General features: G+C 72.7%; 18 protein-coding genes and 1 pseudogene. 7 read left to right on the forward strand and 12 right to left on the reverse strand.

Annotated features, from left to right (window positions below; all coding sequences use genetic code 11):
* The first annotated feature begins 326 nt into the window (after positions 1 to 326).
* Complete coding sequence (locus ACFYZE_RS08835; protein WP_388990288.1) at positions 327 to 674, forward strand: DUF6479 family protein; 348 nt, start codon at positions 327 to 329, stop codon at positions 672 to 674.
* A gap of 167 nt (positions 675 to 841) precedes the next feature.
* A complete protein-coding gene (locus tag ACFYZE_RS08840; protein WP_388990290.1) occupies positions 842 to 1,261 on the forward strand; it encodes a CBS domain-containing protein in 420 nt (139 codons plus the stop codon).
* Positions 1,262 to 1,344: 83 nt separating this feature from the next.
* Here the strand turns inward: ACFYZE_RS08840 and ACFYZE_RS08845 are convergent, their stop codons facing one another.
* Positions 1,345 to 1,749 carry a DUF5997 family protein gene (locus tag ACFYZE_RS08845; RefSeq protein ID WP_388990291.1) on the reverse strand — a complete coding sequence of 135 codons (405 nt, stop codon included), beginning with the start codon at positions 1,747 to 1,749 and terminating at the stop codon, positions 1,345 to 1,347.
* 58 nt (positions 1,750 to 1,807) lie between these two features.
* Between ACFYZE_RS08845 and ACFYZE_RS08850 the strand changes: the two genes are divergently transcribed.
* On the forward strand, positions 1,808 to 2,575 hold the full coding sequence (locus ACFYZE_RS08850; RefSeq protein WP_388990293.1) for a LysR substrate-binding domain-containing protein: 768 nt from the start codon (positions 1,808 to 1,810) through the stop codon (positions 2,573 to 2,575).
* A gap of 116 nt (positions 2,576 to 2,691) precedes the next feature.
* Here ACFYZE_RS08850 and ACFYZE_RS08855 read toward each other — a convergent pair whose 3' ends face one another.
* From ACFYZE_RS08855 to ACFYZE_RS08865, 3 genes and pseudogenes are all read right to left on the reverse strand, one after another.
* Positions 2,692 to 5,841 (reverse strand): carboxyl transferase domain-containing protein, encoded by a 3,150-nt coding sequence (locus tag ACFYZE_RS08855; protein WP_388990295.1) that lies wholly within the window; start codon positions 5,839 to 5,841, stop codon positions 2,692 to 2,694.
* Positions 5,842 to 5,867: 26 nt separating this feature from the next.
* Positions 5,868 to 6,182 (reverse strand): annotated as a pseudogene (locus ACFYZE_RS08860) (HAD family hydrolase); the annotation flags it as partial.
* 62 nt (positions 6,183 to 6,244) lie between these two features.
* On the reverse strand, positions 6,245 to 6,721 hold the full coding sequence (locus ACFYZE_RS08865) for an Lrp/AsnC family transcriptional regulator (protein WP_388990296.1): 477 nt from the start codon (positions 6,719 to 6,721) through the stop codon (positions 6,245 to 6,247).
* Between the two features lie 255 nt (positions 6,722 to 6,976).
* On the opposite strand from ACFYZE_RS08865, the gene ACFYZE_RS08870 reads away from it, so the two are divergent.
* Positions 6,977 to 8,464, forward strand: a complete 1,488-nt coding sequence (locus ACFYZE_RS08870; RefSeq protein ID WP_388990590.1) for an FUSC family protein — start codon at positions 6,977 to 6,979, stop codon at positions 8,462 to 8,464.
* Between the two features lie 104 nt (positions 8,465 to 8,568).
* Here the strand turns inward: ACFYZE_RS08870 and ACFYZE_RS08875 are convergent, their stop codons facing one another.
* The 4 genes from ACFYZE_RS08875 to ACFYZE_RS08890 form a co-directional block, all read right to left on the reverse strand.
* Positions 8,569 to 9,492, reverse strand: a complete 924-nt coding sequence (locus ACFYZE_RS08875) for a sirohydrochlorin chelatase (RefSeq protein ID WP_388990298.1) — start codon at positions 9,490 to 9,492, stop codon at positions 8,569 to 8,571.
* Between the two features lie 168 nt (positions 9,493 to 9,660).
* Positions 9,661 to 10,641 carry an N-acetylglucosamine kinase gene (locus tag ACFYZE_RS08880; protein WP_388990300.1) on the reverse strand — a complete coding sequence of 327 codons (981 nt, stop codon included), beginning with the start codon at positions 10,639 to 10,641 and terminating at the stop codon, positions 9,661 to 9,663.
* Between the two features lie 47 nt (positions 10,642 to 10,688).
* A complete protein-coding gene (locus ACFYZE_RS08885; RefSeq protein ID WP_388990302.1) occupies positions 10,689 to 11,366 on the reverse strand; it encodes a uracil-DNA glycosylase in 678 nt (225 codons plus the stop codon).
* Positions 11,367 to 11,479: 113 nt separating this feature from the next.
* On the reverse strand, positions 11,480 to 12,565 hold the full coding sequence (locus tag ACFYZE_RS08890; protein ID WP_388990304.1) for a WD40/YVTN/BNR-like repeat-containing protein: 1,086 nt from the start codon (positions 12,563 to 12,565) through the stop codon (positions 11,480 to 11,482).
* Positions 12,566 to 12,856: 291 nt separating this feature from the next.
* On the opposite strand from ACFYZE_RS08890, the gene ACFYZE_RS08895 reads away from it, so the two are divergent.
* The gene (locus tag ACFYZE_RS08895) at positions 12,857 to 13,426 is read left to right on the forward strand and encodes a hypothetical protein (protein WP_388990591.1); all 570 of its coding nucleotides are present in this window, start codon (positions 12,857 to 12,859) and stop codon (positions 13,424 to 13,426) included.
* Positions 13,427 to 13,538: 112 nt separating this feature from the next.
* Here ACFYZE_RS08895 and ACFYZE_RS08900 read toward each other — a convergent pair whose 3' ends face one another.
* Entirely contained in the window at positions 13,539 to 14,618 is a 1,080-nt protein-coding gene (locus ACFYZE_RS08900; RefSeq protein ID WP_388990306.1) for an NADH:flavin oxidoreductase/NADH oxidase, read from the reverse strand.
* 158 nt (positions 14,619 to 14,776) lie between these two features.
* Here ACFYZE_RS08900 and ACFYZE_RS08905 point away from each other — a divergent pair, with 158 nt between their 5' ends.
* Positions 14,777 to 15,136 (forward strand): ArsR/SmtB family transcription factor, encoded by a 360-nt coding sequence (locus tag ACFYZE_RS08905; protein WP_388990308.1) that lies wholly within the window; start codon positions 14,777 to 14,779, stop codon positions 15,134 to 15,136.
* On the opposite strand, the gene ACFYZE_RS08910 is transcribed toward ACFYZE_RS08905, so the two are convergent.
* Both ACFYZE_RS08910 and ACFYZE_RS08915 read right to left on the reverse strand, forming a co-directional pair.
* On the reverse strand, positions 15,056 to 16,435 hold the full coding sequence (locus ACFYZE_RS08910; RefSeq protein ID WP_388990310.1) for a nucleobase:cation symporter-2 family protein: 1,380 nt from the start codon (positions 16,433 to 16,435) through the stop codon (positions 15,056 to 15,058). The genes ACFYZE_RS08905 and ACFYZE_RS08910 overlap by 81 nt on opposite strands.
* Before the next feature lie 37 nt (positions 16,436 to 16,472).
* Positions 16,473 to 17,825, reverse strand: coding sequence for an FAD-dependent oxidoreductase (locus ACFYZE_RS08915; protein WP_388990312.1), 1,353 nt, complete (start codon positions 17,823 to 17,825; stop codon positions 16,473 to 16,475).
* Positions 17,826 to 18,039: 214 nt separating this feature from the next.
* Here ACFYZE_RS08915 and ACFYZE_RS08920 point away from each other — a divergent pair, with 214 nt between their 5' ends.
* Positions 18,040 to 18,504, forward strand: a complete 465-nt coding sequence (locus ACFYZE_RS08920; protein ID WP_388990314.1) for a DUF6214 family protein — start codon at positions 18,040 to 18,042, stop codon at positions 18,502 to 18,504.
* Between the two features lie 28 nt (positions 18,505 to 18,532).
* On the opposite strand, the gene ACFYZE_RS08925 is transcribed toward ACFYZE_RS08920, so the two are convergent.
* Positions 18,533 to 19,234, reverse strand: a complete 702-nt coding sequence (locus ACFYZE_RS08925) for a DUF305 domain-containing protein (RefSeq protein ID WP_388990316.1) — start codon at positions 19,232 to 19,234, stop codon at positions 18,533 to 18,535.
* Between the last annotated feature and the right edge of the window lie 27 nt (positions 19,235 to 19,261).

A 19,261-nucleotide genomic window follows, 5' to 3' on the forward strand; every position in this document is an offset into this window, starting at 1 on the left:
CAGCGCGGCCCGGCCGAAAGGGGAGGGGGCGGTGGCCTTCCGCCGGAGGTTCGCGGTGTATTCCGACAGTTCCGTCATCGTCCTCCTCCACACGCCGTCGCCCGCGGTGTCACACCCGGCGCACGGGCCGGACGGCACGCGGGCGCAACGCGGGTGCCCCGGCTCGGCCGCTGAAAACCGGTCGGGGAGGACGAGAAGGGCCCGTGCGGCCCCGTGCTGCGAGCCGGTCCGCCGCCCCGGCGCCGCCGCCGTCGCGGGCGCCCGGGAGCGAGGGTTCATTCCCGGCAGCGGGGTACCCGGGGGACATGCTGACGATCTCTCTTCAAATGGCCGCTTCGAATGCCGCCTGGGGCGTGCTCGGTGCCTTCGTCGGCGGTCTCGTCATCGCGGGAGCCCTGGTGTGGGCCGTCCGGCTCGGCATCAAGGTGCGGCACCGCGAACCGTCGCCGCCGCACCCCTCCGACCAGCCGACCCGGCCGACCTCCGGACCCGTGATGGAGTCCCGGGAGGTCAGGGAGCCGAACGAGGTTCCGCGTGCGCAGAACGAGAGCGAGCGTCTCACCCCGCACGAGGTCCACGCTTCCGGCACCCGGCGCAGCGGGGAGCAGAAGCGCCCGCGCTGGAGCCCCGGCTCCGGTGGCTCCTTCGGCAGCGGGGGCTCCGGCGCCACCTGACCGGAGGTGGCCCGTCCCGGCGGATTGCCGCGCGGCGCGGGAGACCGCGCCGCAGCCGTGCAGGACCGCGCCCATCGGGTACTCGGCGCCTGAGCGGCGGGGACCGGAACCGCCGCCCCGGGGAAGCCCTGGGGAGACCTGGGAGACCTGTGGAGAAGGGACAAGTCATGGCCCAGCACGTACGCGACATCATGACCGCCGAGCCCGTCAAGGTCGAACCGCAGACCTCGCTGGCGGCGGTGGCGCAGATCATGCGCGATCGGGACATCGGAGCCGTCCTCGTCACCGAGGAGGACCATCTGCGTGGCCTGGTCACCGACCGCGACCTCGTGGTGCGCGCGCTCGCGGAGGGAGCCGACCCGCAGGAGACGACGGTGGCTCGCGCGTGCAGTGAGGAGCTGGTCACCCTGACCCCCGACGAGGACCTGGACCGCGCGGTGCAGGTGATGCGAGAGCACCACATCCGCCGTGTCCCCGTCGTCGAGGGCGGAGAGCCGGTGGGGATCATCTCCCTCGGCGACCTGGCAGTGGAGCGCCAGCCGAAGTCGGCGCTCGGCGACATCAGCGCGGCGGAGCCCAACGTCTAGGACACCGCGGGCGGGACGATCCGGGGCCGGGCATCAGCCCGGCCCCGCTGCCGCGCGTACGGCCGGCGCGGTGCTCGGCGGCGTCAGGGGCGCGGACGACCGGCCTGTTCGGCGCGCTCGGCGTCCCGCTTCTTGATGCGCGCGGCCTCCTTGCGGACCTCGGCCTGGGTGGCTCGCTCCTTCTCCAGCCACTCGGGACGGTCCTTCTTCAGCGCCTCGATCTGATCCGTGGTGAGCGCCTCGGTGACTCCGCCGCGTGCGAGGCCGGCGATGGAGACGCCCAGCTTCGCGGCGACCACCGAGCGCGGGTGCGGGCCGTTGCGTCGCAGCTCCCGCAGCCACTCGGGCGGGTTGGCCTGGAGCTCGTTCAGCTCGGCCCGTGAGACGGCACCCTCCTGGAACTCGGCGGGGGTGGCGGGGAGGTACACACCCAGCTTCTTCGCCGCGGTGGCGGGCTTCATCGTCTGGGTGGTCTGCTGCGACTTCATGCTGTCCAGACTATCGGCCGGATTCGGGCCCTTTGACCACGCCCGGTAACCTGGCGGAGTGACAGGCACGGATGCATCCCCCTCGTTCCGGCTCGTGTACGTCCCCGGGGCGACGCCCGCCAAATGGGTGCGGATCTGGAACGAGCGCCTGCCCGATGTACCCCTCACCCTTCTTCAGGCGCCGGCGGCCGAAGCGCCCGGGGTGCTGCGCGACGGCGAGGCGGACGCGGGGCTCGTACGGCTTCCGGTGGATCGCACGGTGTTCAGCGCGATCCCCCTCTACACCGAGACCACGGTGGTCGTCGTCCCCAAGGACCACGTGGTGGCAGCCGTCGACGAGGTGTCCTGCGACGACCTCGCCGACGAGGTCGTCCTCCACCCCCTCGACGACGTCCTGGGGTGGGAGCGACCGCCGGGCGAGCCCGCCTTCGAGCGCCCTGCCACCACCGAGGACGCCATCGAACTGGTGGCGGCGGGCGTGGGCCTGCTCGTCGTGCCCCAGTCGCTGGCGCGGCTGTACCACCGCCGCGACCTCACCTACCGCCCGGTCGTGGACGCGCCCCAGTCGAGCGTCGCCCTGTCCTGGCCCGAGGACGCGACCACCGACCTGGTGGAGGACTTCATCGGGATCGTGCGCGGACGGACGGTCAACAGCACCAGGGGCCGCACCCCCGCCCAGCCCCCCGCCGAAGCGAAGCGCCAGCGCGCCGACGCGGCAGGGACCCGGCGCAAGCCCGCCCCGGGGAAGTCGACCGGCCGCAGTCCCCGCAGCGGTTCCGGCGGGCCCAAGGCCGCACGGCGCGGCAAGCCCCGTCGGCGGTCGTGACCGCGGCGGACACTGTGCGAGAAACCACAGGACCCGGCGCGGAAGGATCGTGACCAGGGTTCGGCCGCGGCTCGGAGCCTCACCGCAGGAGCCCTCCGGACTGCCGCCACCCCCGCTCACCACGTGTCGACGAACCCCCGCCCGCGCGCGTCGCGGGGCCCCTCCCAGCCGTCCAGGGCCGCCAGGACCCAGCGCCGCGACTCGGCCGGATCGATCACCGCGTCGATGTCCAGGGCCGCGGCCGCATTGACCGCCTTTCCCCGCTCGTACAGCTCGGCGACCCGTTCCTCGAACGCGCGGGCCCGCTCCTCCGGGTCCGGGATCGCCGCCAGCTCCCTGCGGTAGCCGAGGCGGACCGCGCCCTCCAGTCCCATGCCGCCGAACTCCCCCGTGGGCCAGGCGGCGCAGGCGAGCGGCGCGCGGGTGGAGCCGCCCATCATCGCCATCGCGCCCAGCCCGTACGCCTTCCTGAGCACCAGGCTCACCAGCGGCACCCGCAGGTTCGCGCCCGTCACGAACATGCGCGCGAAGTGCCGTACCGTCGCGGTCCGTTCTGCGTCCGGTCCCACCATGAAACCCGGCGTGTCGCACAGCGAGAGGACCGGCAGGCCGAAGGCGTCGCACAGTTGGAGAAAGCGCGCCGTCTTGTCCGCGGCGTCCCGGTCAATGGCTCCGCCCAGGTGCCCCGGATTGTTCGCGACCAGCCCCATCGGGCGGCCCTCGATCCGCACCAGTGACGTCACCACTCCCACGCCGAAGGCCCGCCGTAGCTCCAGCACCGACCCGGAGTCGGCCAGAGCCTCGATCACCGTACGCACCTCGTACGCCCACCTGCGGTTCTCCGGAACGGCGTGCCGCAGCAGCCGCTGGTCCGGGGCCTCCCAGGCGGTCGGCGTTCCTTGGAAGTACGACAGATAGCGGCGCGCCACCTCCACCGCTTCCGCCTCGTCGGCTGCGGCCACGTCCACCACCCCGCCCGGCGCCTGGACCGACAGCGGCCCCACCTCCTCGGGCCGGAACACGCCGAGCCCGCCGCCCTCGATCATCGCCGGACCGCCCATGCCGATCGTGGCGTCCGGCGTGGCGATCACCACGTCGCAGCAGCCGAGCAGGGCCGCGTTGCCCGCGAAACAGCGCCCCGAGGCGATGCCTACCAGTGGGACGAGACCGCTGAGACGGCCCATCTGGTGGAACGTGGTCAGCTCCAGGCCGGAGACGGAGATTGCGTCCGTGTCGCCGGGGCGGCCCCCACCGCCTTCCGCGAACAGCACCACCGGCAGCCGCCGCTCCTCGGCGATCTGCAGCATGCGGTCGGTCTTGCGGTGGTTCTGCAGGCCCTGCGTGCCCGCGAGGACCGTGTAGTCGTACGACATGACGACGCACGGCTCGCCGTTCACGCGCCCGGTGCCGGTGACCATGCCGTCCGCCGGAGTCGCCCGGATCAGGTCCTCCAGCGACCGCCGGCGCCGCTGCGCCGCGATCGCCAGCGCACCGAACTCGGTGAACGACCCCTCGTCGCACAGGTCCTCGATGTTCTCGCGCGCCGTACGCCGCCCGGTGGCATGCCGCTTGGCGACGGCCTCCGGGCGGTGCTCGTCGAGGCCGAAGGCGTGCCGCCGTATCACCTCCGCGAGGTCGGGCCGCACGGCATCCAGATCCACCGCCGGGACTCCGCAGTCCTCGTGCGGATCGTCGTCGGTGACGTCGAGCTCCACCAGGGCCCGTCCCTCGGCCACCGTGTCCCCCACGCGCGCGTGCACAGCGCGGACGACCCCGGAGCCCGGTGCGCGGACGACGTGCTCCATCTTCATCGCCTCCAGCACCAGCAGCTGCTGCCCGAAGTGCACGGCGTCACCCGGCGCGACCTCCACCGAGAGCACCGTGCCGCTGAGCGGTGCCCCTACGGTGCCGTCCGCCCACCCGGACGCCACGCTCGATTCCTCGGGCAGCAGATCCGGCAGGTGCTGCTCGACGAATTCCGTGTGCGCCCAGAACCCGGGCTGAGCGAGGACCGCCCGCAGCAGCGGGACAGACGTCCGAACCCCCTCGATCGCGAACTCGCCCAGCGCGCGGCGGGCCCGGGCGCAGGCGGCCTGCCAGTCGCCGTGCGGGACGTGTGCCACCACCTTGGCGAGCAGCGCGTCGTAGCGCACGCCGACCTCGGCGCCCGCGCGGACCGCCGTGTCGACCCTGATCCCCGGGCCCGTCGGCACGTCGAAGCGCGTGAGCCGCCCGGACGACGGGCGCACCGTGCCGTCCGCTTCTGTCACCTCGGCGTTGACCCGCGCCTGCACGGCGAAACCGCGCGGCGGATCGGGCGGTCCCGCCAGCCCCAGTGACGCGAGGGACTCACCCCCCGCCAAGCGCAGTTGCACGGCCACCAGATCGACGCCGGTCACCTCTTCGGTGACCGTGTGCTCCACCTGGAGCCGTGGATTGGCCTCGATGAAGTGGAACTCCCCGTCCCGCACCAGGAATTCAAACGTGCCGAGCCCGGTGTAATGCGCGGCGCGCGCCAGCCGCAGGGCGGCCGTCACGACCGCGACCCGTACGTGGTCCGGGAGTTCGGGCGCGGGCGCGATCTCGACGAGCTTCTGGTGCCGGCGCTGGGCGCTGCAGTCCCGCTCCCACAGATGCGTGAGGGCGCCGTGCGCGTCGCCGAGGATCTGCACCTCGATGTGCCGGGCGCCCTCCACCAGCCGCTCCGCGTACACGGTGTCGCGTCCGAAGCTCCGCCGGGCCTCGGAGCGGCAGCGGTCCCACGCCTCCGCCAGCTCATCGGCCGTCCGCACCACCCGCATACCGCGCCCGCCGCCCCCGCCGACCGCCTTGATCATCAGCGGGCCGTCGCGCAGGAAATCCCGGGCCTCCTCCAGGGTCGTTCCCCCTCCGGGCAGGACGGGCACCCCCAGCTCCGAGGCGAAGGCACGCGCGCGTGCCTTGTCGCCGAAGAGGGCGAGGGCGTCGGGGGTTGGGCCGACGAACGTGACCTGCTCGGCGGCGCAGCGTCGGGCGAACTCCGCGTCCTCGCTGAGGAATCCGTATCCCGGGTGCATGAACGCGCAGCCTGTCGAACGTGCGACGGTCAGCAGCGCCTCCGCGTCCCGGTAGTCCGGAACCGGCACACTCTCGTAGGCGTGCCGGATGTGCGCGTCGTCGCCGTCCGCGTACACCGCGACCGTCCGCAGGCCAAGTTCGGCGGCGGCACGCAGCACCCGGACGGCGATCTCCCCGCGGTTGGCGACGAGTACGGCCTCGGAACCCATTGAACCCCTCCCCGGTCGCAAGAAGGCTACGAGGGCGCGGAGCCCGGCAGCCAGTCGTAGGCCGTCCGGGCAGTGAACTCCGCCTGCCCGCCGCGCGGCAGCAACCCCGCCGTCGCGAACGCCGGGTCGTCGGCCTGAGCTGCCACGTACGGGACGGCGATGCACCACATCCCCGCCGCGTGCGCGGCGACGGCCCCCGGCACCGCGTCCTCCACGACGACGCAGTCGGCGGGGGAGGTGCCGAGGCGGCGCGCGGCTTCGATGAAGACGTCCGGGGCCGGCTCGCCGTGCGCGACCTCGTCTGCCGAGACGGCCGTCCGTCGAGATCGAAGACGACAGCGGTGGCGCCGAGGTGCTCATGGGCTCCAGCAGGCCAAGGGACGGCCTGTGCCCCGGCCGGGGGTCAGTTCGCCGCCGCGCGGCCGATCGACTCCACCAACGGCAGCAGACGGCGGGGTACGCGTTCGCGCAGTGCCACCTCCGTGCGGGTGCGGACCACCCCGGGCAGGCTGATCAGCTTCTGGATGACGTCCTCCAGGTGTGCGTTGTCGCGTGCGACCACCCGGGTCAGCAGGTCGCCGCCACCGGTGATGGAGAACGCCTCCACGATCTCCGGCACACCCGCGAGCGCGTCGCCCACCTCGTCCAGGTGCCCCTGCGTGACCTCGATGTGCACGAACGCCAGCACCGGGTGCCCGAGCGCGGCGGGGGACAGGGACGGCCCCGTGCCGGTGATCACTCCGTCGCGTTCCAGACGGTCGAGGCGGGCCTGCAGGGTGCCCCGGGCGATACCCAGGATGCGCGCGTACTCGCGCACGCTGGTGCGCGGCTGTTCGAGCAGCAGCCGCAGGATGCGGGTGTCGAGTCCGTCCACAGCCATGGTCCGTTGGCCTCCCGGTGGTATCAGTGGATCTTCTTCGACTGTACCAATGGACCAGTGAACAGTGCGCCGGTTGAGCCATTGCGGCTCTGATGCTTTCCTTAGGGGTATCAATGGCGCCGCGCAGCGCAGGACCGGTGACGAGGCCGGAATCCGTGCCCGCGGCGCCATTCCCATGTCCTGGCGTCGCGATGACATGAGAGTGGGGGCGGACGGACGACGGTGACTCACCCGGCGCTGAAGAAGTTCAAGAAGATGTTCACGGCTCCGGATCCGGGGCTGTTCCGGCTGCGCGTGTCGCTGCGCGCGGTGCTCGGCATCGGCCTCGCCGTGACCGCGTGCGAGACGGCCGGGCTGCCGCTGGCGGCCTCGGTCACCGGCGGGCTCGCCGCGCTGCTGGCGCTGTTCACGGTCGCCGACCCGACCGTGCGCGGCCAGGCGGTCACCACCGCGCTGCTGCCCGCCGTCGGCCTTCCGGTCCTCACGCTCGCGACCGCCCTGCACGCTGTGCCGGCGGTGCGGGACGCGGTCTGGCTCGCGGTCGTCTTCACCGGTGTGTACGCCCGTCGCTGGGGGCCGCGCGGACATGCGCTCGGCATCTTCGCCTTCATGACCTTCTTCGTCGCGCAGTTCCTGCACGCCGTGCCGGAGCAGTTGCCGGAGCTGTACGCGGCCGTGGCGCTCTCGCTCGCCACCGCCTCGACGGTGCGCTTCGGGGTGTGGTGCGTCGAACGCCGTACGCCTCCGCCCGCCGCGCCGGCACCGCTCGGCGGCCGCGGCCTCGCCAGGCCCACCACCCGCCAAGCCTTCCAGGCGACCGCCGCCTGCGCCTTCGCCGTCGCAGCGGGCCAGGTGCTGTCCCACGAGCGCTGGTACTGGGCCGTCGGCACCGCCTGGTGGATCTTCGTGAACACCGCCTCGCGCGGCGAGACGCTGGTGCGCGGCTTCCGACGGGTCGTCGGCACGGTCACCGGCATCCTCGCCGGACTGCTGGTCGCGGTGCCGCTGCACGGCGCCCCGACGCCCACCGCCGTGCTCGTCGCCGTCTGCGTGTTCGGCATCTTCTACACGGCGGCCCCGTCGTACAGCTGGATGATGTTCTTCGTCACCGTGATGGCGGGCCTGCTCTACGGCCTCCTCGGCGTGCTGCACCCGGGGCTGCTCGCACTGCGCCTCGCGGAGACGGCTGCCGGGGCCCTGGGGGCGGCCCTCGCCGTCGCGCTCGTGCTGCCGGTCACCACGCACACGGTCACCGACCAGTGGGTGCGCCGGGCCGTGCGCGCGGTGCACGCCTGCACCGCCGCGGCGGCACGGCGGCTCGCGGGCGACCCGGAGGCGGACCCCGCGCCGCGCGCGGCGGAGCTGGAGGCGCTGCTGGGGCGCGTCCGGCAGGCGCTCGCGCCGTTGGTGCATCCGTTGAATCCGCTGCGGGCGCGCAAGGCCCGGGCCCGCCAGGTACTGGCGCTGCTCGACGAGTGCGCCCGTCAAACGCGCGGCCTCGTCGCCGTCGCCGCCGACCCGGACGCCTCGCACGACGCCCGTCTCACGGACGCGTGCCGGCGCGTCGAAACCGCGGTGGAGGCGCTGCTCGGAGCGGTCCCCGAACGCGCCCTGACGTCTTTCGCGGGCGTCCCGGGTCACCACCCCGGCGCCGAGCAGGCCCTCAGCCACCTCCACGGACTGGAACGGGCCCTGATCGCCCTGGCCGTTCCGCTGCATGGTTCGACCCCGGTTCGGGTGTGACGCCGGTCACTCCACAGTGGGACCGGCGGCAGCCTTGTCCGTGACACGACCAAGGGCCCGCTCCTCCGGGAGCGGGCCCTTGGTCGTACGGGTGTCCGGTGGGGTCAGCGGACCGGCGCCCCCTGCGGCTGCTGCGGGGCGATGCCCAGCGCCGTCGTGTACTTGGCGAGCGCGAGCTTGCCGATCGCCGGGTACGGGCCGAGCGCCTCGGCGGCGGGGCAGCCCGCTTCCTCGGCGGCCGCCTCCAGCAGCCCCGGCTCGAGCTCCGGGCCGATCAGGTACGGCGCGAGCGCCAGCTGCTGCGAGCCCGAGGAGCGCAGCTGCTCGGCCACGGACGTGATCGAACCCTCCTGGTCCAGCGCCGCCGCCATCACCGGGACGGCGAGCCGCGCGGCCAGCAGCATGCCCGTGATCCCGGCCGCCTGCACGGCCTCGTCACCGCCCACGGAGGCGAGGATGATGCCGTCCGCGGCCGTCGCGACCGTGAACAGACGGGCACGGTCGGCACGGGCCAGACCGGCCTCGGACAGACGCACGTGCAGCGCCTCGGCGAGCAGCGGGTGCGGGCCGAGGGCATCGGTCAGGTCGGCCGCGACCCGGCTGTCCATGACGGACTGGCGGACCCGGCGCAGCAGCGCGCTGTCCGGCCCGGCCAGCAGCGGCACCACCACGGCGACGGGGCCGTCGGGCTCCTTGACCTCCAGGCCGGCGGCGACCGCCTGCTCGTAGCGCGCGGTGCGCTCCTCGGCGGTGTGCGTGAGCACGGACTTCAGCGCGGGGAACTCCGCGTCGTCCCCGTCCAGGTAGCCGATGCGCGCGTCCAGGCCGGGCAGCTCGGAACGCGCGATGCTCACGACCTCCTCGGCGAGGCTGCGCGTGGCGGCGCTGGGCGTGCCCGGCACCGCGAGGACGAGCGCAGGCGCGCCCTCGGGAGCCACCACGGGTTCCGGGCGGCGGTGCCGCCCGGGCTGGCGGGGTCGCGGCATTCGTACAGGCAGGCCGGATGCGGGCCCAGTGGGGGAGCTCATGGCGCCGCATGCTACTGGCTTTGTGGGCTCCTCTGTTCGGGGAGGGTGCAGGTGAGCGGTATCCGTCCGGTTTTGTCTGATGAGTTACGTGCCTATGAGAAGTGATCGATACGGTGTGACTTTTCCGCCGCTTACGAGGACGTAACTTCCCTCTCCCGGCAAGGGGAATCACTCGCTCTTTTCGGTCACGACATGCAACAGGTGTTCGTCGTCGGGGAGTGTCAATGAATCGTTCGCGAGTGCGAGCGCGATGCGTACGGCGCCGTGCAGGGGGTCGCCCTCCGCGGGGACCAGGCGTGCCTGCGGCACCTGGCGCGCCAACTCGCGCCGCAGCGGTACGAGAAGGGGCTCGCCCATGCGGAACACGCCCCCGGTGAGGGCGACGCGGGGCTCGCCCGAGGCGGGGCACACGGTGGCCGCGGATTCGGCCATGTGCCGGGCGGCCGCGCCCAGGATGCCGTCGGCGACCGGGTCCTCCGCGGAGCAGGCGGCCACTTCGGGAGCGAACGAGGCCAGCACCGCGGCCCGGTCGGGGCGCGGGTACACCTTGCCGGGCAGGCCGGTGACCGGGCCGAACATCGCCTCGGCCCGCGCCAGCAGACGCTCCGAACCGCCGGGCCGCCCGTCATGCGCGCGCAGCGCCGCCTCCAGCCCGGCCCGCCCGATCCACGCGCCGCCGCCGCAGTCGCCCAGCAGATGACCCCAGCCGTCCGCACGGTGCCAGCCCGTCAGATCCGTGCCGAGCGCGATCAGGCCCGTGCCGGCCGCCACCATCGCCCCGGGGCGTGCGCCGAGCGCGCCCACGTAGGCGGTGACGGCGTCCGCGACCAGCGCCACCCTGCGTACACCGAGCTCACGGGCGAGCGCGCCGGGAAGCCGGGCGCGCAGGTCGTCGCCCAACGTGGCCAGACCTGCCGCCCCGACCGCGACCGCCCGCAGTTCGGCACCACCGGCGTCCGCCAGCAATCCCCGTGCGATCGGCAGGAGTTGTTCGAGCAGATGCTCGGCATCGATCCCCCGGGCACCGGTGCGCACCGGCTCCCGGGACGTGCGCGGGACCGTCGCCGCCGAGGCCGGGCCGCCGCGCGGGGCGAGGGCGACCCGAAGGCCGGAGCCCCCGGAGTCCACGGCGAGCACGGCCGCCGGCACGGCGCCGGGTACACCCGCCGACGGAACGGGCCCCGGCCCGGAGGGTGTCACGGCAGACGCCAGTCCACCGGCTGTCCGCCCTGCCGGATCAGCAGGTCGTTGGCCCGGCTGAACGGCCGTGAGCCGAAGAAGCCCCGGTCCGCCGACATCGGCGACGGGTGTGCGGACTCGATCGCAGGGAGATCGCCCAGCAGCGGGCGCAGATTGCGCGCGTCGCGGCCCCACAGGACGGACACCAGCGGCTTGCCGCGCCCGGCCAGCGCCCGGATCGCCTGCTCGGTGACCTCCTCCCAGCCCTTGCCACGGTGGGCCGCGGGTCGCCGCGGAGCCGTGGTGAGCGCCCTGTTGAGCAACAGCACGCCCTGCCTGGTCCACGGGGTGAGGTCGCCGTTGGACGGCTGGGGCAGGCCCAGGTCGGCGGTCAGCTCCCGGAAGATGTTGATCAGGCTGCCCGGCAGCGGCCGTACGTCCGGGGCGACCGAGAACGACAACCCGACGGCGTGGCCCGGTGTGGGATAGGGGTCCTGGCCGACGATCAGGACCCGGACGTCGTCGAAGGGCTGCTGGAAGGCCCGCAGGACGTTCGGTCCCGCCGGGAGGTAGGTGCGCCCCGCGGCGATCTCCGCGCGCAGGAAGTCTCCCATCGCGGCGATCCGTTCGGCCACCGGCTCCAGGGCCTTCGCCCAGCCTGCTTCGACGATTTCATGCAACGGTCGTGGTGCCACGGGCGTCACCCTACTGCCGCGCGCGCACTGGCGATCAACCGGTAACCCATGGGTGACCGGGAATGATCGCGCGGCGCGTGAACAGGGGCCTCAACCGGTGGATTGATGTCGGATCAGGCGATCACCGCCGCCCGTACGCACAGCACGTCCGGAAGATGGGAGGCGAGCTGTTGCCAGCTGTCACCGTCGTCCGCCGACGCGTAGACCTCGCCGTTGCGGTTGCCGAAGTAGACGCCCGCCGGGTCCGCGTCGTCCGTGCACAGGGCGTCCCGCAGGACCGTGCCGTAGTGGTCCTCGGCCGGCAGGCCCGCCGTGAGCGGCTCCCAGCTCTTGCCCGCGTCCGCCGTCCGGAACACGCGGCATCGGCGACCGGCCGGGACGCGGTCCGCGTCCGCGTTGATCGGGAAGACGTACGCCGTGTCCCCGCGATGCGGATGGGCGGCCACGGCGAACCCGAACGTCGACGGCAGTCCCTCGCCGATGTCCGTCCAGTGGGCGCCCGCGTCGTCGCTTCTGTACACCCCCCAGTGGTTCTGCAGATAGAGCCGGTCCAAAGCCGCCGTGTCCTGTGCGATCTTGTGCACGCACTGGCCGAACTCGGGGTTCGGGTCGGGCAGGAACACCGCGGAGACCCCGTAGTTGGACGGCTCCCAGCTCGCGCAGCCGTCCCGGGTGCGGAAGACGCCGGCCGTCGACACGGCGACCGTCACGGCCTTCGGGTCCCGTCTGTCGGTGACCACGGTGTGCAGGCCCTCGCCGCCTCCGCCCGGCACCCACTTGCCGCGCGTCGGGTGCTCCCACAGGGGGCGCACCAGCTCGAAGCTCTCGCCGCGGTCCTCCGAGCGGTACAGCGCGGCCGGTTCCGTGCCCGCGTACACCACGTCGGGTTCCGCCGCGGCCGGGTGCAGCTGCCAGACGCGCTCCAGCGAAGCGCCGGTGTCCTTGGGGAACTTGACGGCGGGCCGCGCGGGCTCCGTCCAGGTGCGGCCCAGGTCGTCGGAGTGGAACACCGAGGGCCCCCAGTGCGAGCTGTCCCCTCCGGCCAGCAGGCGCGGGGTGGCGCCCCGGGTGTCGATGGCCACCGAGTAGACGGCCTGTGCGTTGAAGTACGGGCTTTCGTCGAACTCCCAGGCGCCGCCTCGCCGCCGCGCGATGAACAGTCCTTTGCGTGTGCCCACGGTGAGCAGTACGTCGGCCATGCCGGCCACCTCCGAAACGCCGTTGTTCCAGACATGGGCCAGTGTGCACCCCGGCACTGACAGTCACCCTCGTGGACGGAGTCACCGCAGGTCAGAGCAGTGTTTCCGAAGACCGGAGAAGGGCACACGCCGGGCGACGGGCGAGCCTTGGAGGCTTCGCGCGGAGACCTCGGACCCGAGGACCGGCGGACGTCGGGTGAGCAGCGGCGGGCCCGCTCGCGTATGGGAGGGCGGTCGGGGGGTGTCCGTGTATGCGTGAGGAGGATGCCATCGATGAGGTGGCTGTCGTCGATGACGTTCCGCGGTCGCAGGGTGTGGCTGTGGCGGTGGCGGCGCAATCCGCTGCGGCGCCGCAGCGATGCGCTGGAGGCCTGGGTGGTGCTGGCGGTCTGGGCCGTGACCGTGGCCGGGGGAGTGCTCACGGGATGGGCGGCGACGCACTCGGTGGAGCGAGGGCTGGCCGAGGAGCGGGCGCAGTGGCACCCGGTCGTGGCCCTGGTCACCCAGGACGCCCCGAAGGGGGGCGCCGCCGGGGCGCAGCGGGTCTGGGCGAAGGTGCGGTGGACGGGCGAAGACGGTTCGTCGCACGCCGGGCAGGCCCGGGTGGCCGCCGGCAGCCCCACGGGCACGGCCGTCACCGTGTGGACGGACCGTGCGGGCGCCCTGGTGACCCAGCCTGCCACCGAGTCCCAGGCCCAGGTCCGCGCGGCCATGGTCGGGGTGCTGGCGGGGGCCGGCGCGGCGGCGGTCCCGTTCGTGGGCGGACGCATCCTGCGCGAACGCCTGGAACGCCGGCGCATGGCGCAGTGGGACGAGTCCTGGGCGCGGTTCGGACCGATGTGGGGCCGGATGACGGGCTGACCCGCGACCGGCCGCACGCGACCTGACCCTCGCCGATGTGCCGACGCCCGGGGACACACCGCCGGCCGTGTCCCCGGTGCGCTGGACGTTCTCGCGGGTGGGGAGGACAGGATCAGACGGAACGGTGGTACTGGTCCGGGACCCGCACCTCGCCGCCCAGTTCGCGGGCCGCGAGGCGGGCGAAGGAGGGGTTGCGGAGCAGTTCGCGGCCCAGCAGCACCGCGTCCGCCTCCCCGTTGACCAGGATCTTCTCGGCCTGCTCGGGTTCGGTGATGAGTCCGACCGCGGCCACCGGCAGGGATGTCTCCGCCTTCACCCGGGCGGCGAAGGGCACCTGGTAGCCGGGGCCCGTCGGGATGCGGACGCCCGCCGCGTTGCCGCCGGTCGAGACGTCGAGGAGGTCCACGCCGTGCGTCTTCAGGTCGGCCGCGAAGCGGACCGTGTCGTCGGCCGTCCAGCCGCCCTCGTCCAGCCAGTCGGTGGCCGAGATGCGGAAGAACAGCGGCTTGTCCTGCGGCCACACCTCCCGCACCGCGTCGACGACCTCGAGCGCGAAGCGCGTGCGGTTCTCGTACGAGCCGCCGTAGGCGTCCGTGCGGTGGTTGGAGTGGGGGGAGAGGAACTCGTTGATGAGGTAGCCGTGCGCGCCGTGGATCTCCACGACCTCGAAGCCGGCGGCCAGGGCGCGGCGGGCCGCGTCCGCGAACCGCCCCACGATCTCCTGGACACCGGTCGCGGTCAGCTCCGTCGGCACGGGATGGCGTGCGTCGAACGGCACCGGGCTCGGCGCGAGGGGCTGCCAGCCGTGCGCGTCGGGGCCGACCGGCGCGCCGCCCTTCCAGGTCCGGTCCGTCGACGCCTTGCGCCCGGCGTGTGCGAGCTGGACCGCCGGAGTCGTGCCCTGCTCCTTGAGGAAGCCTGTGATCCGCCGGAACGCCTCGACCTGGGTGTCGTTCCACAGGCCGAGGTCGTACGGGGAGATGCGGCCCTCGGGGGAGACGGCCGTCGCCTCGATGACGATCAGTCCCGTGCCGCCGGTCGCGCGCGCCGCGTAGTGCGCGAAGTGCCAGTCGGTCGGTGCGCCCGTGCCGGGCCCCTCGGGGGCCGCCGAGTACTGGCACATCGGAGGCATCCAGAGGCGGTTCGGGACCGTCACATCGCGCAGGGTGAGGGGTTCGAAGAGCGCGCTCACGGCGGACTCCATTCGGTGCGGTGCCGACAACGACCGTCGTACGATAGCCATCGTAGTACGGCGGATGTCAAACTACGATGGTCCTCGTACGATGAAGGCGTGAAGGGGAGTCTCCCGGACGCCCCGCCGGACGGACCCCCGGACGAACTGGAGCCGTTGTGACCCCCGCCGCCCCCGCTCTCGGCAGCCGCGACCTTCCGCACCCGGTGCGTGAGGACATCCGTCTGGAGGCCGTGCTGCACGCGCTGTCCGACCCCATACGGCTGCGGATCGTGCGGGAGCTCGCCGCCGTCGGCGACGAGCTCCCCTGTTCGCACTTCGACCTGCCCGTCACCAAGTCCACCAGCACGCACCACTTCCGGGTGCTCCGCGAGAGCGGGGTGATCCGGCAGGTCTACCGGGGCACGGCCAAGATGAACGGCCTGCGCAGGGACGACCTAGACGATCTCTTCCCGGGGCTCCTCGACACCCTCCTCGCCGCCGCCGCGCGTCAGGCCGTCCGCCTCCAGGACGGCTGAACCGGCCTTCGAGGGCAGGTGGTTGAAGAGCAGATTCAATACGATCGCGGTCAGACAGCCGGCGCTGATGCCGCTGTTCATCACCGTCTGGAACCAGTCCGGGAACTTCTCGTAGACCGTCGGCACCCCGACCGGCAGCATGCCGACCGCCAGCGAGACGGCCACCACCGTCAGGTTGTGGTTGCCCCGGAAGTCGACGCCGCTCAGCGTCCTCAGTCCGCTCGCGGCGACCGTCCCGAACATCACCAGACCCGCCCCGCCGATCACCGGCGCAGGAACGGCCGCGACCACCGCGCCCAGCTTGGGCAGCAGACCCAGCAGCACGAGCATGCCGCCGGAGGCCGCCACGACCCAGCGGCTGCGCACCCGGGTCATGCCGACCAGGCCGACGTTCTGGGCGTACGCCGTGTAGGGGAAGGTGTTGAACACACCGCCGAGGATGGTCGACAGCCCGTCGGCCCTCAGGCCGTCCGCGAGGGAGCGCGGCTCTGCCCCGCGGCCGGTCATCTCGCCGACCGCGATCAGGTCGCCGGTGGTCTCCGTCATCGTCACCACCGCGACCACCAGCATGGACGCGATCGCCGAAGCGTGGAAGACGGGCGTACCGAAGTGGAACGGCGTGCTGATCCCGACCCAGTCGGCGCGTCCTAGCCCGCCGAAGTCCGTGAAGCCGAACGGCACCGCGACCGCCAGTCCCACCACGATGCCGATCAGCACCGCGATCCGGCTCAGGAACGCCGGCGCGAAGCGCTGCACCGCGAGCACGACCAGCAGCACGAAGGCCGCGAGGGCCAGATTCCCCGGCTCCCCGAAGTCCTTCGAACCCTGGCCGCCGGCGGCCCAGTTGCCGGCCACCGGCAACAGCGACAGGCCGATGATCAGGATGACCGTACCGGTGACAAGGGGTGGGAAGAAGCGCAGGAGTCTGCCGAAGACGGGCGCCAGCAGCATGATCGCGAGGCCCGCGACGATCACCGAGCCGTAGATGGCGGGGAGACCGCCGCCCGTCGTCCCGATGAGCACCATGGGGGACACGGCGGCGAAGGTGCAGCCCTGCATGATGGGCAGCCGTACGCCGAAGCGCCAGAAGCCGACGCACTGGATGAGGGTCGCGATCCCGCACACCAGCAGGTCGGCGGTGATGAGATAGGCCAGGTCGGCGGCCGGCAGTTTCATGGCACCGCCGACGATGAGCGGTACCGCCACGGCGCCGGCGTACATGGCGAGGACGTGTTGCAGGGCGTAGGCGGTGAGTTGGCGTATAGGGGGGACTTCGTCAACGGGGTGCACGGTGGGCATGGGGGAGAACGTAGGCTCCTTGAACAGTTTGTTGATTTCAGGGGTGTTGCGGGACTGTGTCGTGCGCGGCGGCCATCAGCGACTGCCAGTCCGGGAGTTTCACCACTCCCCGGCCCAGGGACGCCCCGAGCGCCGCCTCCGCCCGTTCGATCGCCAGCCATCCCGGCCATTCGACCGGCCGCGCTCCCTCCCCCCGCAGGGCGGCGAGCGCATCCTCCGGGACCTCGCGGGCGGCCAGCCCGGGCGCGTCCTGGAGCAACGAGGTCACCGTCTCCTTCGCGCAGGGGCGGTTCGTTCCGATGACGCCCGTCGGGCCCCTCTTGATCCACCCCGCCACGTACTCGCCGGGGGAGACCTCCCCGTCGCGCAGCACCCGTCCCGCCCGATGAGGCACGGTGCCGGTCTTCGTGTCGAACGGCAGCCCCTCCAGCGGCACTCCGCGGTAGCCCACCGAACGCAGCACGAGCTGTGCCTCGATGTCCTCGTACCGCCCGCTGCCGGTTACCCCGCCCTGTCCGTCGGGCAGCGTCCGCTCGAAGCGCACGGCGCCCACCCGGCCCCCGTCGGCCAGCAGTTCGACCGGGCGCAGGAAGAACCGCAGCCGGATCCGCCGCGCCGCACCGCTCGGTGGTGCCGCGGCCCAGCCGCGCAGCACCTCCACGTTGCGGCGCTGGGTGGCCGGCAGCCCGGACGGATCGACGTACGCCGGGTCGAGCGCCAGTTCGCCCTCGTCCACGACCACGTCGGTGTCCGGCAGGGTGCCCAGCTCGCGCAGCTCCTTGGTGGTGAAGCGGGCCTGGGAAGGGCCGCGCCGCCCCACCATGTGGATCTCCGTGACCTTGTTGGCGGCCAGTGCGGTGAGCGCCGCCTGCGGCATGTCGGTGGGGCTCAGGTCCGCCACCTCGCGGGCCAGGATCCGGGTCACGTCGACCGCGACGTTCCCGACGCCGATCACCACGGCCGCCCGCGCGTCGTGCAGGAAGCCCTTCTCGACGGAGTCCGGGTGCGCGCTGTACCAGGACACGAACTCGGTGGCCGACCAGCTGCCCGGCAGGTCCTCGCCCGGGATGCCGAGATGCCGGTCGGTCGCGGCGCCCACGCAGTAGACCACCGCGTGGTACAGCTCCCGCAGCCGGGCGGCCGGCACGCCGCCCCCGCCCACCTGGACGCCGCCGAGGAAGCGGATCCGCTCGTGCTCCAGGACCGTGCGCAGATTGTTCTGCAGGGACTTGATCTTCTCGTGGTCGGGGGCCACGCCGTACCGCACCAGCCCGTACGGGCACGGCAGGCGGTCGAGAACGTCGACGCGCACCTGTGGATCCTGCTGGACCAGACCCTGGGCGGTGTAGACCCCGCTCGGACCCGAGCCGACGACGGCGACATGCAGCACGGCGGAACTCCCTCGCGGAGGAGATCGCTGGTGGCTCCAGCATTGCACCGCGCACGGCGGGAGGGGAGGGGGCGTGCCGCTGGGCCGACGGGGTGCGGTGCGCGCTCCTTCTGTGCGTGGCTCTCCGCATGGTATGTGATCAGTCGCTTACGTTCCGTGTGTGCTGGAGGTGTCCTTTCAGGATTTTTCCGATCGATCCCGGTCGGATGTGCCGGTGGCCGTGTGGCCCGCCTGGGAAGTGCGGGAGCACGGGAGTGTCACGTCGTGGTACGCGGTCCGGCTCGATCTGCCCGACGGGGGCCAGGTCGACGTCCTCGCCGTGGTTGCGGGCGGCGGCGTGTCGATCGAGGAGGTGCGGGCCCAGCCGCCCCTGTCGCTCGGCGATCTGACGGCCCTCGTCGACTGGATCGAGGAACCGCTGCTCGAGGCGTGCGGTGCGGACTCCGGGGCGCCGTACGAGCCTTTGGGGGCACCGGCGGACCGGCACCGTGCCGCCTGGCCGCGCGGCGTCGAGGGGTGGCGTCTGGCCGCCGAGGAGTACCGCGCTGCCCAGACCGAGGGCGTCGACCCGGTGTACGCGGTCATGTGTGCGACGGGCCGAAGCCGGCGCCGCTCGCTGAAACTGATCGCCGGAGCGCGGGACGCCGGGTTCCTGACGCCGCGTCATACCCGGAGCTGACCGGGCCGGGCACGCGCTGGCGAACCCCTCACAGCATCTGGCGCATCCGGCTGATCTCGCTTGTCTGCTGCGCGATCACATCGTCGGCCATCTCCTCGATCTGGATGTTGTTGCCCTCGCCCTTCGCCTCCGTAGCCATCGTGACGGCGCCGTCGTGATGAGCGATCATCAGCTTGAGGAACAGTTCGTCGAACGCCTTGCCCTCCGCCGCGCGCAACTGCTTCAACTGGGCCTCGGTCGCCATGCCCGGCATCGCGTCGTGCTGGTGGGTGCTGCCGTGGTCGTCCTTCGCGTGCTCCGTCAACCAGGCTTCCATCGAGTCGATTTCAGGCTTCTGCGCGGCAGTGATCCTTGCCGCGAGTCGTTTCACCCCGTCCGACTGCGCACGCTGCGGCGCCAGTCGTGTCATCTCGAGCGCCTGCCGGTGATGTTCGATCATCATCCGCGCGTAGGAGAAGTCCGCCGCGTTCGGAGTGTCGTCCTCCGCGCGCCGCTTGCCGGCTTCCTCCGCGGAAAGCGTCTGCGCCGCCTCGCCGGGCTTTCCGGGGGCGATGACCGAAGGGCCGCCCGTGGCGGCCGAGTTGCCTCCCGACCCGGAGTCGCACCCGGTGATCAGGGCGATCGCCAGCGGCAGCGCCGCCAGCGACATGACGGACGCACGGCGGCGCGGAGCACGCGCGCGACCAAAGACGTTCGTTACGAGTGCATTGCCATCTGTTGATCTGCCCATGAGAAAGACGATACTTCGGAGGTCCGT

Source organism: Streptomyces sp. NPDC001796 (assembly GCF_042892355.1).
In the GTDB taxonomy this organism is placed as follows: domain Bacteria; phylum Actinomycetota; class Actinomycetes; order Streptomycetales; family Streptomycetaceae; genus Streptomyces.

Coding starts and splice junctions, on each gene's coding strand:
- ACFYZE_RS08835 (WP_388990288.1), top strand. CDS start 327: ATGGCCGCTTCGAATGCCGCCTGGGGCGTGCTCGGTGCCTTCGTCGGC.
- ACFYZE_RS08840 (WP_388990290.1), top strand. CDS start 842: ATGGCCCAGCACGTACGCGACATCATGACCGCCGAGCCCGTCAAGGTC.
- ACFYZE_RS08845 (WP_388990291.1), bottom strand. CDS start 1,749: ATGAAGTCGCAGCAGACCACCCAGACGATGAAGCCCGCCACCGCGGCG.
- ACFYZE_RS08855 (WP_388990295.1), bottom strand. CDS start 5,841: ATGGGTTCCGAGGCCGTACTCGTCGCCAACCGCGGGGAGATCGCCGTC.
- ACFYZE_RS08865 (WP_388990296.1), bottom strand. CDS start 6,721: ATGGCTGTGGACGGACTCGACACCCGCATCCTGCGGCTGCTGCTCGAA.
- ACFYZE_RS08870 (WP_388990590.1), top strand. CDS start 6,977: ATGTTCACGGCTCCGGATCCGGGGCTGTTCCGGCTGCGCGTGTCGCTG.
- ACFYZE_RS08875 (WP_388990298.1), bottom strand. CDS start 9,492: ATGAGCTCCCCCACTGGGCCCGCATCCGGCCTGCCTGTACGAATGCCG.
- ACFYZE_RS08890 (WP_388990304.1), bottom strand. CDS start 12,565: ATGGCCGACGTACTGCTCACCGTGGGCACACGCAAAGGACTGTTCATC.
- ACFYZE_RS08895 (WP_388990591.1), top strand. CDS start 12,857: ATGACGTTCCGCGGTCGCAGGGTGTGGCTGTGGCGGTGGCGGCGCAAT.
- ACFYZE_RS08910 (WP_388990310.1), bottom strand. CDS start 16,435: ATGCCCACCGTGCACCCCGTTGACGAAGTCCCCCCTATACGCCAACTC.
- ACFYZE_RS08925 (WP_388990316.1), bottom strand. CDS start 19,234: ATGGGCAGATCAACAGATGGCAATGCACTCGTAACGAACGTCTTTGGT.